18 protein-coding genes and 7 tRNA genes are annotated in these 15,511 nt (G+C 42.0%); 10 read left to right on the plus strand and 15 right to left on the minus strand.

Annotated features, from left to right (window positions below; genetic code table 11):
- Positions 1-178 (plus strand): IS3 family transposase (locus PSI06_RS19210; protein WP_273604660.1); only part of this gene is annotated, 178 nt, incomplete at its 5' end.
- Positions 179-345: 167 nt separating this feature from the next.
- Here the strand turns inward: PSI06_RS19210 and PSI06_RS19215 are convergent.
- The 9 genes from PSI06_RS19215 to dnaQ form a co-directional block, all read right to left on the minus strand.
- Positions 346-422: transfer RNA gene (locus PSI06_RS19215), tRNA-Asp, on the minus strand.
- Positions 423-475: 53 nt separating this feature from the next.
- Positions 476-552, minus strand: a tRNA-Asp gene (locus tag PSI06_RS19220).
- Between the two features lie 37 nt (positions 553-589).
- Positions 590-666, minus strand: a tRNA-Asp gene (locus tag PSI06_RS19225).
- Between the two features lie 37 nt (positions 667-703).
- Positions 704-780 (minus strand) — tRNA-Asp (locus PSI06_RS19230).
- A 31-nt stretch (positions 781-811) separates the two neighbouring features.
- Positions 812-888: transfer RNA gene (locus PSI06_RS19235), tRNA-Asp, on the minus strand.
- 41 nt (positions 889-929) lie between these two features.
- Positions 930-1,006: transfer RNA gene (locus tag PSI06_RS19240), tRNA-Asp, on the minus strand.
- Positions 1,007-1,033: 27 nt separating this feature from the next.
- A tRNA-Asp gene (locus PSI06_RS19245) sits at positions 1,034-1,110 on the minus strand.
- 98 nt (positions 1,111-1,208) lie between these two features.
- Positions 1,209-2,579: a TIGR03503 family protein gene (locus PSI06_RS19250; RefSeq protein ID WP_273604653.1), complete on the minus strand. Its 1,371-nt coding sequence runs from the start codon at positions 2,577-2,579 to the stop codon at positions 1,209-1,211.
- An 8-nt stretch (positions 2,580-2,587) separates the two neighbouring features.
- Positions 2,588-3,301 carry a DNA polymerase III subunit epsilon gene (gene dnaQ, locus PSI06_RS19255; RefSeq protein WP_273604654.1) on the minus strand — a complete coding sequence of 238 codons (714 nt, stop codon included), beginning with the start codon at positions 3,299-3,301 and terminating at the stop codon, positions 2,588-2,590.
- Positions 3,302-3,369: 68 nt separating this feature from the next.
- On the opposite strand from dnaQ, the gene rnhA reads away from it, so the two are divergent.
- Positions 3,370-3,834 (plus strand): ribonuclease HI, encoded by a 465-nt coding sequence (gene rnhA, locus PSI06_RS19260; RefSeq protein WP_004585980.1) that lies wholly within the window; start codon positions 3,370-3,372, stop codon positions 3,832-3,834.
- Positions 3,835-3,912: 78 nt separating this feature from the next.
- Here the strand turns inward: rnhA and PSI06_RS19265 are convergent, their stop codons facing one another.
- The gene (locus PSI06_RS19265; protein ID WP_004585979.1) at positions 3,913-4,689 is read right to left on the minus strand and encodes a class I SAM-dependent methyltransferase; all 777 of its coding nucleotides are present in this window, start codon (positions 4,687-4,689) and stop codon (positions 3,913-3,915) included.
- Between the two features lie 53 nt (positions 4,690-4,742).
- Between PSI06_RS19265 and gloB the strand changes: the two genes are divergently transcribed.
- Both gloB and PSI06_RS19275 read left to right on the plus strand, forming a co-directional pair.
- Entirely contained in the window at positions 4,743-5,516 is a 774-nt protein-coding gene (gloB, locus tag PSI06_RS19270) for a hydroxyacylglutathione hydrolase (protein ID WP_273604655.1), read from the plus strand.
- Positions 5,517-5,700: 184 nt separating this feature from the next.
- Positions 5,701-7,278 (plus strand): LysM peptidoglycan-binding domain-containing protein, encoded by a 1,578-nt coding sequence (locus PSI06_RS19275; protein ID WP_273604656.1) that lies wholly within the window; start codon positions 5,701-5,703, stop codon positions 7,276-7,278.
- Positions 7,279-7,552: 274 nt separating this feature from the next.
- On the opposite strand, the gene PSI06_RS19280 is transcribed toward PSI06_RS19275, so the two are convergent.
- The 3 genes from PSI06_RS19280 to PSI06_RS19290 are packed head-to-tail and all read right to left on the minus strand — an operon-like array spanning position 7,553 to position 9,079.
- Complete coding sequence (locus tag PSI06_RS19280; protein ID WP_024033689.1) at positions 7,553-8,002, minus strand: flavodoxin; 450 nt, start codon at positions 8,000-8,002, stop codon at positions 7,553-7,555.
- The gene (gene truC / locus PSI06_RS19285; protein WP_004585975.1) at positions 8,002-8,766 is read right to left on the minus strand and encodes a tRNA pseudouridine(65) synthase TruC; all 765 of its coding nucleotides are present in this window, start codon (positions 8,764-8,766) and stop codon (positions 8,002-8,004) included. The genes PSI06_RS19280 and truC overlap by 1 nt, the downstream gene beginning before the upstream one ends.
- Complete coding sequence (locus tag PSI06_RS19290; protein WP_004585974.1) at positions 8,759-9,079, minus strand: YqcC family protein; 321 nt, start codon at positions 9,077-9,079, stop codon at positions 8,759-8,761. Before PSI06_RS19290 ends, truC begins: the two co-directional genes overlap by 8 nt.
- Before the next feature lie 105 nt (positions 9,080-9,184).
- On the opposite strand from PSI06_RS19290, the gene PSI06_RS19295 reads away from it, so the two are divergent.
- Together PSI06_RS19295 and PSI06_RS19300 are read left to right on the plus strand one after the other, a co-directional pair.
- Positions 9,185-10,213 (plus strand): DUF3549 family protein, encoded by a 1,029-nt coding sequence (locus PSI06_RS19295; protein ID WP_004585973.1) that lies wholly within the window; start codon positions 9,185-9,187, stop codon positions 10,211-10,213.
- Positions 10,213-10,512 (plus strand): DUF3301 domain-containing protein, encoded by a 300-nt coding sequence (locus PSI06_RS19300; protein WP_273604657.1) that lies wholly within the window; start codon positions 10,213-10,215, stop codon positions 10,510-10,512. Before PSI06_RS19295 ends, PSI06_RS19300 begins: the two co-directional genes overlap by 1 nt.
- Before the next feature lie 741 nt (positions 10,513-11,253).
- Here the strand turns inward: PSI06_RS19300 and PSI06_RS19305 are convergent.
- Entirely contained in the window at positions 11,254-11,898 is a 645-nt protein-coding gene (locus PSI06_RS19305) for a GNAT family N-acetyltransferase (protein ID WP_096041967.1), read from the minus strand.
- 211 nt (positions 11,899-12,109) lie between these two features.
- Here PSI06_RS19305 and PSI06_RS19310 point away from each other — a divergent pair, with 211 nt between their 5' ends.
- The 3 genes from PSI06_RS19310 (at position 12,110) to PSI06_RS19320 (ending at position 13,670) form a co-directional block, all read left to right on the plus strand.
- The gene (locus PSI06_RS19310; protein ID WP_004585970.1) at positions 12,110-12,349 is read left to right on the plus strand and encodes a DUF2789 domain-containing protein; all 240 of its coding nucleotides are present in this window, start codon (positions 12,110-12,112) and stop codon (positions 12,347-12,349) included.
- Between the two features lie 270 nt (positions 12,350-12,619).
- Positions 12,620-12,883 carry a hypothetical protein gene (locus tag PSI06_RS19315; protein ID WP_004585969.1) on the plus strand — a complete coding sequence of 88 codons (264 nt, stop codon included), beginning with the start codon at positions 12,620-12,622 and terminating at the stop codon, positions 12,881-12,883.
- A gap of 13 nt (positions 12,884-12,896) precedes the next feature.
- Positions 12,897-13,670 (plus strand): Zn-ribbon-containing protein, encoded by a 774-nt coding sequence (locus PSI06_RS19320; RefSeq protein ID WP_004585968.1) that lies wholly within the window; start codon positions 12,897-12,899, stop codon positions 13,668-13,670.
- Between the two features lie 226 nt (positions 13,671-13,896).
- Here PSI06_RS19320 and syd read toward each other — a convergent pair whose 3' ends face one another.
- Positions 13,897-14,436, minus strand: a complete 540-nt coding sequence (gene syd / locus PSI06_RS19325; RefSeq protein WP_273604658.1) for a SecY-interacting protein — start codon at positions 14,434-14,436, stop codon at positions 13,897-13,899.
- A gap of 59 nt (positions 14,437-14,495) precedes the next feature.
- Here syd and queF point away from each other — a divergent pair, with 59 nt between their 5' ends.
- A complete protein-coding gene (gene queF, locus PSI06_RS19330; RefSeq protein WP_273604659.1) occupies positions 14,496-15,341 on the plus strand; it encodes an NADPH-dependent 7-cyano-7-deazaguanine reductase QueF in 846 nt (281 codons plus the stop codon).
- Positions 15,342-15,511: the final 170 nt, after the last annotated feature.

The following is a 15,511-nucleotide window of genomic DNA, read 5'->3' on the forward strand; positions in this document are numbered from 1 at the left end:
CTGTTCAGAAAGTTTTTTTGCTCAGTACAAAAAAGAATGGATGAGTAATCTAAATGAACTGAGTCGTAGCGAAATGACAATACAAAGTCGTTTTTATATTGAGAATTACTACAACTCAGTGCGAATGCATGGGACGATTGGAAATGTTAGCCCCATACAATATGAATCAATGAATTAAAACCCCGTGTCTACTTTATCGGGGTCAGATCAGATAGCTGATAGCTGATAGCTGATAGCTGATAGCTGATAGCTGATAGCTGATAGCTGATAGCTGATAGCCAAAGGGTAATTTATAAAATTATTTAACCAAGGATTTTATAAGCTTGCTATTGAGGAAATAACAAGTGGCGGAGTGGACGGGACTCGAACCCGCGACCCCCGGCGTGACAGGCCGGTATTCTAACCAACTGAACTACCACTCCGCAGTGGTATGTGCATGGGGTAATGCACTTACTAATTTTGTTACGATATCAAATGGCGGAGTGGACGGGACTCGAACCCGCGACCCCCGGCGTGACAGGCCGGTATTCTAACCAACTGAACTACCACTCCGCAGAGATATCATATTATTTGTCATTACTAAATTTGTTGGCGGAGTGGACGGGACTCGAACCCGCGACCCCCGGCGTGACAGGCCGGTATTCTAACCAACTGAACTACCACTCCAGCATACAAATTTTGTAACATAACAGTGTTTAAATAGTGGCGGAGTGGACGGGACTCGAACCCGCGACCCCCGGCGTGACAGGCCGGTATTCTAACCAACTGAACTACCACTCCAGCGCGTATTTAAACTGTTATTTTTTCTTATTGGCGGAGTGGACGGGACTCGAACCCGCGACCCCCGGCGTGACAGGCCGGTATTCTAACCAACTGAACTACCACTCCATAATAAGAATATGTTTTACAACCATATGTTGTGTAAGTGTTGGCGGAGTGGACGGGACTCGAACCCGCGACCCCCGGCGTGACAGGCCGGTATTCTAACCAACTGAACTACCACTCCAGCGTCTACTTACAAATTGTCGAAAATTGGCGGAGTGGACGGGACTCGAACCCGCGACCCCCGGCGTGACAGGCCGGTATTCTAACCAACTGAACTACCACTCCGCATTTTCGTTTCTGCTTAGGTCTCCCTTTGCAGCGGCGTGAATAATACGAATCAGCCCCTACTTCGTCAAGGGCTTTTTTGTTTTTTTACAGGTTTTTTAGTCATCTGACATCGAAAGGTTTAAAATTTCACCTGATTTGTCACTTTTTGAGCCATTTTTGCCGACTTGATTTTTTTCTGCATCGGCGTTGCTCTCATCGTTTACTTTCTTTTTGTTTAAAAAAGGCAGTTTAAAGTTAAATTTGATTGGCTTTTTCTGTACAAAAATACGAATTGCTAACCACCCTAACAATAAAATGAGTAAATTACAGCCCACGATTAAAGTCACTAATGTAGAAGTGGCCATTTTTTCTTCAACGGGTTCAGCTTCCGAGGCCAGATTTTGATCAACAAGCGTAGCAGGGTCTATTTCGGGCACTGCTTCTATTGGCCTTTCTATCTCAAATTTGTATGTTGGTATTGTGGCCATAAACTCACGACCATTTATATTAGTGCCAAAAACAGACAGTTCAACGCTGTATCTTCCCCAATCATAGTTTTTAATTGCTAGTTGGCGTGTATCACCCGCTTGCGCGTCAATTGTAAACATTTGCTCTTCATTGTTAGGGTAATAAATTTTTCCCTGCACAATAACGGTTTCGGGCTTAACTATGTTGCTATCTATATTAATAGTTAGCTGGTGATCGTCAGTATCAAGCTCTGCCAGTGCGACCTCAGATTTAAATGGTGGTTCATGCACAATGATAGGGTCTTGCACAATCCGTCGCTGTAATAAGGGGGTCGCTATATAGAGTTCTGGCGTCCACTGCCCTGCGGGAAAGTCTAATTTAAATTCGCCAGTAAACACTCCATCGTTAGGGCGTTCATCAAAGCCGCGGCCATCGTCTTTAAATTCGGCAACTTCTTGAGTGCCTGCACCAAAGTTTGCATAGCTTTCATCGTTGGTACTTACAAAGTCAACGTTTAGGCTAACTACATCTGTGAATAAGTTAGCATCGATAGGCTCATCATCATTTAAAATTTCGCCCGTTATTTTTATTGTCTCGCCTCTAAATAACATAGGAGGTAATGGCTGTGCTTTTAAAGACACTTCCCCTAACACCACAATGCGGCTGTCGGGCAAAATGCGGCCAATAACTTGCCATGGGCCAGCCATCGGTTTTTTTATGGTGATTAAGTCGTAACTAAGCTCATCAAACCAATCGAGGTTGGGATCTTTAACGGCGTTAGTGGCAAAGTACTTACTGCCATCGGGCCTGACTAAAATAACCGCGGGCGAACCTGGCTTTCTAAAAAATAGTAAGGTTATTTCGTCTAATTGGCTGTCTATACGAAAACGGTTATCTAGCAGCGGTATTTCATTTTGTTCGCCGTCGCGTTTAAGCAGCTCTACTTGCTTAACGGCAAACGCACTGGCGCTAAACAGTGAGGTGGCGCACAGTACAGTTATAAAATACATCGTTTTCATAGTTGGCCTTATTCAGCGCGCCATAAACAGTGGCCGCCTTCTTTGTCGACAAGATCGAGTCGTGCTTCGTGTGCGCTTTGCTCAGCGTCGTTTGCGCGCAATACAACTAAAGGTGCTCGGTCACTACTTAAGCGTCTTATGCCACCAGTCTGTTGCTCACTGCCGTCATCTTTATTTTGGTTTAAGTTTAGCTTGGTTTGCCCGCCCGTCATGGCAAGGTAAACATCGGCTAAAATTTCAGAATCCAGTAATGCGCCGTGTAATGTTCGTTTTGCGTTGTCTATATCGTAACGGCGGCACAAAGCATCTAGGTTGTTCTTTTGACCAGGATGCAAGTCACGCGCCATTTTAAGGGTGTCGAGAACTTGGCAGTACTCGTGCGTATTTGGGTAGCCTTGGTTAAGCAGCGCAAACTCGTTATCCATATGGCCCACATCGAACGGGGCGTTATGTATTACAAGCTCTGCATCTTTAATGTAGTCAAAAAACTCTTGCGCTATATCGCGATAAAGTGGTTTATCACGTAAAAACTCGTTGGTAATACCGTGAACATCTATTGCTTCTTCTTCAATGCTGCGTTGTGGGTTAATGTAAACATGAAAATTATTACCGGTTAAACGTCGGTTTATTAATTCTACACACCCAATTTCTATAATCCGGTGCCCCTGTTTGGGGTCGATGCCGGTGGTTTCTGTATCTAAAACTATTTGTCTACGTGCCATATCGAATTTAGCCTGACTCTGGTATCTTTCTATAATCACTTTATTGTACATAATATCAAGGTAAAACAGTGCAAAAAACCGTAGAGATTTACACCGATGGCTCATGTTTAGGTAATCCGGGCCCTGGTGGTTATGGTATTTTTATGATTTATAACGGCCACGAAAAAAAATTAAGCCAAGGGTATAAGCTCACCACAAACAACCGTATGGAAATGCTCGCTGCCATTGTTGCCCTTGAATCACTTACCCGCCCTTGCACCGTTAACCTCACCACAGATAGCCAGTATGTTAAGCAGGGTATTGAGTCGTGGATTGCAAATTGGAAAAAAAGGGGCTGGCAAACATCAGCAAAAAAGCCGGTTAAAAATGTTGATTTATGGAAGCGACTTGATAGCGCTTGTAGCGAGCACACGGTTACATGGAAATGGGTAAAGGGACATAGCGGGCATAAATATAACGAAATAGTTGACGATTTAGCACGTGACGCTGCAGGCAGTAGCAACCTACTTGATGATGTAGGGTATCAGCCTTAACCCGTTAAAGCTTTCGCACTTTTTAATGCCATGAGTGTAAGGCTCATGGCTGGGTTAAAAAGTGCCTACTTACATTTTTTAACTATTATTATTTTTTTGCTCACACTGTTTAAAGTGCTGCTTTGAGGTTTGCCTAAGCCCTGCCCCTTTTACAGGTGAAAACTGCGGCCTTGCATGCCACTTAGGTTTTATAGGCGTAAGCGGAGCCACGCGCTTTCGAGCCACCAGCATATACACACTCCCCATAGGTTTTAAATACTGTTTGGCAAAGCTGCGCCAAAATGCAAACCGTGAAAGCCTGTTACCACGCGCAAGAGATGAGTAAATAAAGCGCTCATCGCTAATAATTTCAAACCCCAATAAATTGAGCCAATCTTTTACCCGCGCAGGCGTAAAAAAACGCCCCGTCCACGGCAGTTTTTGGCCGCTAAAAGGCAACATTTGCGCCAATCCACATAAACTAAACGGATTAAATCCGGTAATAACAATGTAACCACCGGGTATAAGTGTGCGATGCGCCTCGCGTAATATGTGATGTGGGTCTGAGTGATACTCTAAGCAGTGGCTTAAAATACACGCATCAACACTGTGCTCATAAAAAGGCAGTTCGTCTATATCGGCTATTACACCTGTGTAAGGCCCCTCTTCGGCAACACATACTTGGTGTTTTATAGTGCTTACGCTGGTATTAAGCTCGCCACTTAAATTACCTAATTTAAGCATATGGTAACCAAACATACGCGGCAGCCATTGATCCATTTTTTGTTCAATGTCAGCACGTAAATAATCCCCATGAGGGAACTGCTGCCATGACAGCGGTTTGGGTCCTTCTTGAAAACTAAGGGCTGGTTTCATTTTTATAGCTCGTTATACTAGGTGTTAACCGTCACTTTATAGAGCAAATTAATATGGTGCAAGTTAAAGCAATTAAAGCATTTTCTGACAATTATATTTGGTGTTTAACTACCCATAATAGCGACCTAGCATGGGTGGTTGACCCAGGCGACGCAAAGCCCGTTATGGCGCATTTAGCAGAGCATAACTTACAACTTGGTGGCATTTTAATTACCCATCATCACAGCGATCATACCGGTGGCGTAGCCGAGCTTGTAAAACAGTTTTCAAACATTGCAGTGTACGGTCCTATTAACAGTCCGTTTGCGGGGATCACCAATACACTGGTTGATGGCGATAGCATTGAGGTATTGGGTACGCGTTTTAACATTATTACCACCCCTGGCCATACACTTGATCACATTTGTTATATTCATGAAGAGTTGGCTTTTACAGGCGATACCCTTTTTAGTGGGGGCTGTGGGCGATTATTTGAAGGGACGCCTGAGCAAATGTGGGAGTCGTTTAATAAGCTGCGTGAGCTACCTAAAACCTGCAAAGTGTATTGCACGCATGAATATACGCAAGCCAATTTAGCATTTGCAAAAGCCGTAGAGCCGCGTAACCCTGAGCTACTCCAATACAGCGATAAAGTTGATGCACAGCGTGCTAAGGGTGAAATTACACTGCCAAGTACAATAGGCCAAGAGCTTAAAGTTAATCCGTTTATGCGCAGCGACCTACCTACTATTACAGAGTTAATTCCAAAAGAATTTGTGTTGGTTACAAAAAACAATGAACCATGGGAAAACTTTGCAAGTCTGAGACGATTCAAAGACAGCTTTTAGTTAAGATATGTTGACCTGTTGTAATTAATTTTGCAGCATCGTGGTTAGGTATATCCTAGGTAAAACCATTGGTTTAAAAATAGCGAATGGTTTTATCAACATGTTAAAGTTGGTCGTTAAGTGGCAATGTTGACTCATAACGGGTAGTATTCGCCGAGTTTTTTTACCTGATGTATTGGTATATATGAATAAATCTCCTCTATTAATTGCCTTGGCGCTTGCGCTAAGTGGTTGTCAAACATTAACAACCGTAGATTCAGACGCACAAGCTGCTACCCAAGCAAATAAGCGCTTAGACGGCGCAAGCCCTAACGATATTAACAATTCATTGATGGTAAACGCCCAATATCAACACGTTGAGCAGAGCGAAGACGCCCCCGTTTTTGACGATGTGTGGGGGCGCATTCGCTACCAACTGTCTATTGATGTACCGCAAAACCGCCCTGTTGTTACCGAGCGTAATTACTATGCGCGTCATCAAGCTTATTTAGACCGCATTTCAAAACGCGCAGAACCTTACTTACACTTTATTGTTGAAGAAGTAGAAAAGCGCGAAATGCCTATCGAAATTGCCCTTTTACCTATTGTAGAAAGCGCGTTTGACCCATTTGGCTACTCTAATCGCAGTGCTTCGGGTATTTGGCAATTTATGCCAGCCACTGGCGAGCGTTTTGATTTAAAACAAAACTGGTGGTACGACGGCCGACGCGACATAGTGCAGTCTACGCGTGCTGCCCTTGATTACTTATCGTATTTACACAAAACCCTTGAAGGCGATTGGTTAAACGCCATTGCCGCTTATAATTCAGGCGAAGGGCGTTTAATGCGTGCGATTAAGAAAAATCGTAAAAAGCATTTACCAACAGATTTTTGGTCTCTCGACTTACCAAGCGAAACCACCGCGTATGTACCAAAGCTTTTAGCCCTTGCCGATTTATTAAAACGCGCTGATGAGTTTAATGTAAAGTGGAAACCGGTTATCAACGCACAAGTTGTAGAAGTGGTTGATGTAGGCACGCAGATTGACTTAGCACTGGCCGCAGATATGGCCGATATGACTCTTACTGAGCTATACAGGTTAAACCCAGGCTTTAACCGCTGGGCGACCGACCCTAACGGTCCGCATTTTTTACTATTACCCACCGATAAAGCGGAACAATTCAGCCAAAAGCTGGCGCAAACCGATGTTAAAGACCGCTTACGCTGGCAGCAATACACTGTGGCGCGCGGAGATAGCCTATCGGTTATTGCTAAAAAATTTACCACCAGCACCAGTGCTATTCGCTCGCTTAATAAATTAAAGTCAAACACCATACGTATTGGCCAACAGTTATTAGTACCCTTAACCGATGGGGCAATTAATAGCGAACATTTACCTAAGCAAATGCGTTTAGCTGCTAATAAAGCCACCCGTACTAAGCTGTCGCACACGGTTAAAAGTGGCGACACCCTGTGGGACATTAGTCGCGAATACGATGTCACCATGGATGAGTTGGCCTCGTGGAATAAACTGAAGAAAAACTCAGTATTGCGCTTAAATCAAAAGCTCACTGTTTATAAATCAGCGAGTAAACCACAAGCAACTGCAAGTACTAATCGCACCATTACGTACAAAGTACGCCGTGGTGACTCGCTTGCACGTATTGCGTCTAAATTTAATTTAACCGTAAGCGAAATTATTAAGTGGAATAACTTAGCCGGCCAAAAGTATTTACAGCCAGGCCAAAAGTTAAAGCTTAAGGTTGATGTAAGAAGTAGTTAACCAACGGTTTAATAATTAAAAAAGGAGCGCATGCGCTCCTTTTTTTGTACATATAAGCAGTTAATACCAATTCGCTTAATTAAATGCTCTATTTTGAGGCCGGAAAAACGTGTTAATAGCTAGGCAATAAATTCGCTATTTAGTTGTTCTCGTCAATTGCTCCTGCATGGCTCTACCTTCTGCATCCATGCAGTCGTAAATGAGCATTTTTTAACGCAGCTAGCGACACATTTAACCCCGCAAAATGATTAAGCATTATTGCGCATTGATGTTACTAAGCTGGTAATTTTTCAAGCCATGCTTTTAACCATGGCTCTGCTACGGGCCATGGCTCAAAGTCTTCGCAGGCATCTATTTCTAAACGGTTTCCTACCGGCTTAGCTTGCAAGTCACGTAGTAGCTCATCAAAGCTGCGCCCTGCACCGCAAAACGTATCGCCGTAGCATCTATCGCCCATGGCTATAACACCAAATGGCTTATCAGTTAGCATCGGAAATGTGCTGTTCATTGCAAAGTAGAGCCCTGCTAAATTGCTAGGTACATCGCCTTGCCCTGTGGTAGAGGTAACAACTAATATATGTGAGGCGTTTTTAATATCATCAAGTGAGGCCTCACTAATAACGCTCGCAGTGTGTCCCGCTTTTTCAATTGTATTTGCAACGTCGTAGCTTAAACGTTCTGCGCCGCCGTTAACGCTGCCTACAAAAATACTAATATGTGCCATTAATAATCCTTTTCTTGCTGTGGCCAACCTAGTTGCTTACATATACTAAGCATGTCTTCACCTAGTGGCGCTTTAATTACGATGGGTTTATGCGTGTAAGGGTGCACAAAACTAAGCTGCGTTGCAAATAGCATTAACCGCCGCAGTGCAAAATGTTCCCTAAAAAATTGATTATGCTGATTATCACCATGATTTACATCACCAATAATAGGTATTGATAAATGATTAAGGTGGCGCCTAATTTGATGCTTTCGGCCCGTTTTTGGGAAACACTCTACGAGCGAGTAACGCACCGTGGGGTATTTACCAATAGGAATTGGTAACGTTGCTTGATGCAGACAATTAAATTGCGTTTGCGCCGCTTGTGGCGCTTTATCTTGCGTGGCAAATTTGTCAGCTATTTTATCAAGCTCTTCTTTTAACGGTTTATCTACAAACACCGATTCAGGCGCAAAACCACGTACAAGCGCTAAATAACGTTTTGTAATAGTGCCTTCAATAAATAGCTTGTTCATGTCTCGGGCAGATTCTGAACTTAAAGCAAATAGCAGCACACCTGATGTTGGTCTATCTAGCCTATGCACCGGAAATACATGTTGCCCTAATTGGTCGCGCAGCATCTGCATTGCAAATTGAGTTTCGTGTTTATCTAAAAAAGAGCGATGAACCAATAAGCCTGCGGGCTTATCTATGGCAACAAAGTATTCGTCTTGGTAAAGAATATTAAGCTCGCCGTACTCTACAGGTTCACCCTTTTCAGTCATGGGGTTTACCTAAAAAAGCATCAAGTTCACTAAGTAGCGTTATAATTTCGCCGCTGCCGGTTTTATCCACTAACGCCATCTCTGCCATAGGCGCAATGGCAAAATTTTGCGGCAATGGTTGGCTGAGCGTTATTAATTGCTGCATTTTTTCAATAAATACAAACTGTAACCATTGCTCAAATGCCATGGTATCGTGACAAAAAGGCACTTGAGATTGTAATTTATGCGCCTCTATTGGCGTGCTTTGCCACAGTTTATGTTTTTTTAAAAGTGTGCTTAATTGGTTTAAATAAGCCTGCGTTTGCTGATACATAACCACTCTTCTTTTTACGTTATAGGGCAATTATACCCTGTTCCCTCAATGCCTGCTATGGCGTATAATTGAGGCAATTTTGCAGTAAAAACAATTGAGATAACGATGAGCGAACACATAGCGACACTTGGCCAACTCTTAGATGGCGCCGGTACACAATGGCGTGCTTTTGATATTGGCAGGCATATTACTAAGCTTGATAAAAAACAGTTTTTAGCTATTGAGCAAGCGCAAGTTCCTTATCCTTATCCGCTTGCGGGGCATGCATGGCTGGCTATTCAATTTTGGGATAGCAAAGCAAGTAAAGAACCTTATGTATGGTTTTTAAAGTTTCCACTTGATGAGCAAAGTAAATTAGTGAGCGCGAGCCGCGATCATTTCGCTAATATGGTAATTGAAGCCCTAGGCAGCGAAATAACCGGCGAGCAAGCCGATGGTAAGCTAGATAATAACCCTTATGTGTTTACCCCTAATGCAAATAAATTAGCGGCTTTTAACGCCCAACTTAAAGTATTGTTAAAGCAACCAGCCTCTAAATATTACGAGCACACGCAGCTGTACTTTAGTGGCACTTTAGGTTTTGATGATTGGCAAAGCGTTGCGCTACAAGGTATTGCCGATTTTGCACTGCGCCTAAATAACGACAACAACTTAGCAAACTTGCAAAAAGCTTGGCCGCATTTACCACTAGAGGTATTGCAGCCTTTGAGCGCCATGCTTGAACATGTAGAAATACCGCCATCACTCAGTGAGCTTTTAGTCGCCTATGGCCACACTGCCATTGAAAATAACGATACAATTGCACTAACTGCCGCACTGCGCTCGCTTTCAAAAGGCCAAGCCCAAGGGCTGTGTACACAACTAGTAGATGCTGCATTAAGCTCATCTGTTGGCACTGATTCAGATGTACTTTTAACGATTGCAGGGCGATGCTTTTCTCAACTAGAAGAGCCTGAGCGCTTACATATTTTTATGGATAATTGTGCGCACCACCAGCAAATTGCCGAGCTATTTCCCAGTATCTTTGCTGATTTAGTTGCAATACCCACTATACGCCCACATTTATTAGGCTTATTACGTAAAGAAAATCGCAGCGAAACGCTCGCTCGCGCAATTGGAAGGTTGTTCTCTTAATGGCTACTTTGTGGACGTTTATCGCCATTGGCACTGTAATTTACTTATTTTGGCTAAATCGAAAAGTGGCAGAAGCTGCTAACAGTCATGCCGCGCGCCAAGCTGAGCAATTACAGGTTCAGTTAATGAGCGTAGCGTGCACAAAACGCCGCTTTGGCATTTTAAAAAATGGCAAACCGGGGATCAAAAGCGAATTTATGTTTGAGTTTTCAAGTGATGGCGAAAATGCCTACCAAGGTATTTTAATTATGGAAAATGAAATGCTAAAAAGCGTTGTTGTGCCGCCACACAAAATTTAACTCTAATCGTTAAAACCGGTGGGGTTAAAATGAAACCACTAAAATAAGTTAATACATAAAACTAAGGCGTAACAAAAGTTACGCCCCACTCTTACAGCATCCTGCTTGTTATCCTTGACCCAAAATCCGTATTATCATCCCCTGAACGAGTAAACAACCCTATTTACCCTCAAAATTGCATCCTGCAAAATCCATAACAATCCTGGCTAACCCACGTAAACTAACGCTTGGCTACTTGCTGTAGCATCATCATTGGTCATCCTTTTAAGTAGCTCCTGCCACTTTAAATGCATCCTGCATTTTCCACTTGCCGCTTTGGCCATCCTGCGTAAACTAACGCTCCTGCTACTTCCTGTAGCCTCATCCGTAAATATCCTTAAGTAGTTCCAACTACTAAGCGCTTCATGCACTTCCTAGTTCGTCCTTGCGTCCTTTTTAACTTGTCCTTTATGCTTCCTGCTAGCATCTGCTATGTTGCCTATTCCGTATCCTTGGCAGTAGCTTAGTCATTAAGCTATGTCGTCTTGACAAGTTGAATACTACGCGAGTTTGGGTTTCATCCTACTAGGTAAACAAAATTAATTTTTCGTAATATATATGAAAAAATACAAAACCCTATATTAAACAAAAACTTACCATTTTAAAGCTGCATTTACGAACGAACGTAACTGATAATGCGCACGTCAATGTAAGATATATCTCACGGGTATATGTCCGTAATGGCGCTTATCGCTTACAGACTTACTTTGCATATGGTTTAAAAAGAAGCTCTCCGGATACTTTATTAAAGGCAAGTGCTTTATAAGTGCTAAATCCTTCTGATTTAAAAAACGTATTATGCTCTTGGCGTGTAACAAAAACGGCAAGCCCTTTAGCCCCTGTATTTTTAGTTGCTAAATCATCTAAGCCTCGTAACAGGTAGCGCCCAAGTCCGTGGCCTTGCACGTGCGGGTCTACCGCAATAAACGCTAAATAGTAGTAATCGCCAATCTCATTAAGCGCAGTGCGTATTGTTTGCTCTTTTTCTATTAGTTGGTTGGTTTGCAAATACCCTGCGCTCAGCATTAACTTTAAGCGCCAATGCCAATAACGCTCTGGTTGTAATTGGCTGCTTGACTCAAATACACACGCCACCGCTTTTAATTTATCATCGCGGTACAAGCCTATTAATGGCAGTTTTTCTTGCCAAAAAGCACTGAGCTCTTCGCGTATCACTGAGCGTAATTTTTTCTCGTAGGCAGCTATATTATGTTGATCATAACCTAATAAATTTTGAAGTAGCGGATCATCATGATAGGCCTGATAGATTAAACTCCCTGCAGTGCTTATATCTTCAGGGGCAAGGTATTGTACGCTTAATGTGTGCTCATTAGAGGTGACTGTCATTGTGTATCCTTTTTGCTTTACTACCCTCAACGTTGCCAAACTATTTACCGTATATAAAGTAATTGGTAATTGTATGGCGAAAATGTTTATCTATACTGCAAGTTAACTATATACCTAAAGCAAAAATACCGTCAATTCAGCGAGAGTTTAACTAGCAAAGCCTATAGTCTGGCTCTAAGCTTGGTTTAATTTAATCAGATGGAGTAATAATATGGATACGACAAAACACGATATGAAAACGTTGTTTGCACAATTGGGTTTACCTAGCTCAGAACAACAGATTGACGATTTTATTGCTTCTCACTCACTAGAAGACACAACGCTTTTACAACAAGCTCCTTTTTGGGATGAATCACAGCAGCATTTTTTAGCAGAATCGCTAGCAGAAGATGGCGCGTGGAGCGAAGTAATTGATGAACTTGATGTGAGGCTTCGCCAAGAAGGTAAGTAATACAAATTTGCTTAATTATGCGACCTATTTTGAGGCTCGATAAACGTGTTTATAGCTAAGCAAGAACTCACTATTTGCTTGTTCTAAATGAAAAATGTTTAACACAGGTAGCGACACGTTTAGCCCCGCAAAATGATTAAGTAATATTGCGAATTGGTATAATCCCCCCTCTGCTTATGCCAAGGCTTTATGCGCCTTGGTATTGTTGCTACTATAGCACCCGCGCAGCAAACACTTGCTGCGCTTATATATTAAAGAGTTACAAATCTAATGAATGCAGTTGTATTTGATGCAATTAAAGTCCTTCTTGATGAAGGCAAAACCCCTACTGTTGCCCTAACTAAAAGCCGTTTAGCACAACCTGTGCCTATGCCGGTTATTATTGCCGCAGTAAGCCAATATAAGAATAACCCTGATTCAATTCATAATTTAATGAAAAACCCTGAGCAGAGCATCGTTGAGCCTAAAACATCTCAACTCGATCGCATTGAGAAAAAACTCGATAGGTTGCTAGCCCTGTTAGAGCAAAAATAATTTGAGACTATAAATGTTCGTTGTTGATTTAACGTTTGACTGCTACCAAGACACCACCCTAGAGCACGCTGAGCAAGCCATTAACCGATTAGTTAATGCACTGCGTTTTAACGGCCAAATTATGGGTGAAGAATTCCCAACTGTACTAAAAGATGGCTATTTTATTACCCGTGTAATGTGCCCAACCGAAGACGCCATGCACCCATTAAATAATAGCCCTTTTGTAAAACACAGTATTGAGAAGCTGCACAGTGCAGGTTTACTTGCTCCTAAAATAAAAGTTATTGGCCAAGACATTCACTCAAACGGTGCCGATACCTGTAAATCGCCTTCAAGCTATATTTTATACACAACCTATGTGCATACCTGTAGCCCACTGTATTGTGGTGATGACTTTTTACCCGTGCCATTGTTTACTATTCCGGCCATTGCAAATGGTGATTATAAAACACTCATAAAATGGCAAGAAGATTGGCAAGCCTGCGATCAAATACAAATTAACGGCGCTACTCGGTGTGAATTTCCAGCGCTTGAAGAAATATCAAGCACACAAAGTGACTTATATCGCCGCGGTAAAGACATTGCTAAACGTATCCGCTTTTTAACTCAAAAACCGGTTTATTATTATTTATACCGTGTAGGCGGTGTAGATAAAGCCTCAGAACTTGAGCGTAAATGCCCTAGCTGCAATAGTGAGTGGAAATTACCAGAGCCGTGGTTTGGGTTATTTGATTTTAGGTGTGAGCCATGTGGGTTGGTATCTAATGTTTCGTGGGATTTTCAGTAACTAAAAGCCTGCACTTTGCAAAATAAAGTTACACACCTTATACAAAATTAGCTTAATGCATTGCACTAAGCTGATTTTTTAATGCTCAATTAAATTAAGTAAAGGCGGCGAGTAAGGCTACAATATCGTTACTTTTTTCTGTAATAACTGAGCAACCTTTAACGCGTCTTGCAAAGGGCTTATCCTGCACAATAATTAACTATTTCTGCACATTGGTTTAATTAATCTAAACCTCAAGCGCTTTTAAAAAAGATTCTATATTGGGTGCAAGTACATGATGCGGCTTTTTACCTACGTACTCTAAACATACCTCACCGGTATTTACCTGCACGGTAACCAGTAAGTCATCTTGCTCAGTTAAACCAATGAATAGGGTTTCTGGCTGCTTTAATTTTCGTTTCATTAATACATGACCGGTAATATTTTGTTGCAGCAGGTCAAAATCATCTTTATTCCAAGCTTGTAATAACTCCACACGATGACCATCTATACTAGCTAAAATGCTACCGCCATAGATGTGCCCATAAAACTCATCAACCCCAGCTGGGAAGCTCAGCTCAAGCGCGTTAGCTAAATCTGATAATGAACCTGCGGGGGTTTGCAAAGCACTTTTCCATTGAATATTGCCTTGTGCGTCTACCTCGCCAAACTCGCAAGGGCTAGGCCATTGTTCATCGTGTGCCATAAGCGGATATTTAGCGGTGTTTTTAACGGTTTTTTCACAAAATTGCGTGTGAAGTTGGGCCATTTGCATTGCAACAGACATACTGCGAAACTCATTTAAATTAGATATAATGTCCCTATTGTAACTATTTAAGAGCAAACATGACAGATTACAGCAATTCTCCAGACCTTAAAGGTAGTGTGTTAGGACAATCTACTGAATACGTAGATGTATATTCGCCTAGCTTGCTTTTTCCTATTGCCCGCAAGTTAAATCGTGATGCTTTAAATATTGACGAAGCCGAGTTGCCCTTTAAAGGCCAAGATATTTGGACAGGTTATGAGCTTTCGTGGTTAAACGCTAAAGGTAAACCGCAGGTTGCCGTGGCGCTGTTTACTTTTGCGTGCCAAAGCAGCCATATTATTGAGTCTAAGTCGTTTAAACTTTACTTAAATAGCTTTAATCAAACCCGCTTTGAAAGTATTGAGGTGGTAAAACAGCATTTAATTGAAGACTTATCAAATGCGGTAAATAGCGATGTAGCGGTAACGTTATACGCACCTGATGACTATAACTGCTTACCTTGCACGCCATTACCTGGGCAGTGTATTGACGATTTAGATATTGAAATAGATAACTACGATATTGACGCTTACTCACTTAAATCAAAGAGTGACACCCTGGTTACTGAGACCCTGCACAGCCATTTGCTTAAATCTAACTGCTTAATTACCTCGCAACCAGATTGGGCCAGTATAATTATTCGTTACACTGGTGAGCAAATATGCCATGAGGCACTCTTGCGTTATTTAATTTCATTTAGAACCCACAATGAGTTTCATGAGCAATGTATAGAGCGTATTTATAGTGATTTAACCACGCAGCTAAACATTAAAGAGCTTGAAGTCTATGCGCGTTATACGCGCCGCGGTGGGCTGGATATAAATCCGTATCGTTCAACGCACTATAACGATACGCCTTTTGCGGTAAAAATTAATCGCCAGTAATACCAATCGACTTAAATATCACCATAAAAAAGGAGCTTAAGCTTAATGCCGATCAGTTAAGAAATATTTTAATGATCAGTTGACCGATCTTCTATAGATGTAAGAATCCGATGAGCATTTGCCATCGGATTTTTTTATGAATATTAAAACAGCTTTAGACACCGCATTTA

It is taken from the genome of Pseudoalteromonas sp. GABNS16E (assembly GCF_028598715.1).
In the GTDB taxonomy this organism is placed as follows: Bacteria; Pseudomonadota; Gammaproteobacteria; order Enterobacterales; family Alteromonadaceae; genus Pseudoalteromonas; species Pseudoalteromonas atlantica.

Excerpts from the sequence above, each read along its gene's own strand:
- PSI06_RS19250 (WP_273604653.1), bottom strand. The coding sequence starts at position 2,579 with ATGAAAACGATGTATTTTATAACTGTACTGTGCGCCACCTCACTGTTT.
- truC (WP_004585975.1), bottom strand. The coding sequence starts at position 8,766 with ATGACTGAAAAGGGTGAACCTGTAGAGTACGGCGAGCTTAATATTCTT.
- PSI06_RS19320 (WP_004585968.1), top strand. The coding sequence starts at position 12,897 with ATGTTCGTTGTTGATTTAACGTTTGACTGCTACCAAGACACCACCCTA.
- PSI06_RS19305 (WP_096041967.1), bottom strand. The coding sequence starts at position 11,898 with ATGACAGTCACCTCTAATGAGCACACATTAAGCGTACAATACCTTGCC.
- PSI06_RS19290 (WP_004585974.1), bottom strand. The coding sequence starts at position 9,079 with ATGTATCAGCAAACGCAGGCTTATTTAAACCAATTAAGCACACTTTTA.
- dnaQ (WP_273604654.1), bottom strand. The coding sequence starts at position 3,301 with ATGGCACGTAGACAAATAGTTTTAGATACAGAAACCACCGGCATCGAC.
- PSI06_RS19280 (WP_024033689.1), bottom strand. The coding sequence starts at position 8,002 with ATGGCACATATTAGTATTTTTGTAGGCAGCGTTAACGGCGGCGCAGAA.
- PSI06_RS19295 (WP_004585973.1), top strand. The coding sequence starts at position 9,185 with ATGAGCGAACACATAGCGACACTTGGCCAACTCTTAGATGGCGCCGGT.
- PSI06_RS19265 (WP_004585979.1), bottom strand. The coding sequence starts at position 4,689 with ATGAAACCAGCCCTTAGTTTTCAAGAAGGACCCAAACCGCTGTCATGG.
- PSI06_RS19310 (WP_004585970.1), top strand. The coding sequence starts at position 12,110 with ATGGATACGACAAAACACGATATGAAAACGTTGTTTGCACAATTGGGT.
- syd (WP_273604658.1), bottom strand. The coding sequence starts at position 14,436 with ATGTCTGTTGCAATGCAAATGGCCCAACTTCACACGCAATTTTGTGAA.
- PSI06_RS19315 (WP_004585969.1), top strand. The coding sequence starts at position 12,620 with ATGAATGCAGTTGTATTTGATGCAATTAAAGTCCTTCTTGATGAAGGC.
- queF (WP_273604659.1), top strand. The coding sequence starts at position 14,496 with ATGACAGATTACAGCAATTCTCCAGACCTTAAAGGTAGTGTGTTAGGA.
- gloB (WP_273604655.1), top strand. The coding sequence starts at position 4,743 with ATGGTGCAAGTTAAAGCAATTAAAGCATTTTCTGACAATTATATTTGG.
- PSI06_RS19275 (WP_273604656.1), top strand. The coding sequence starts at position 5,701 with ATGAATAAATCTCCTCTATTAATTGCCTTGGCGCTTGCGCTAAGTGGT.
- PSI06_RS19300 (WP_273604657.1), top strand. The coding sequence starts at position 10,213 with ATGGCTACTTTGTGGACGTTTATCGCCATTGGCACTGTAATTTACTTA.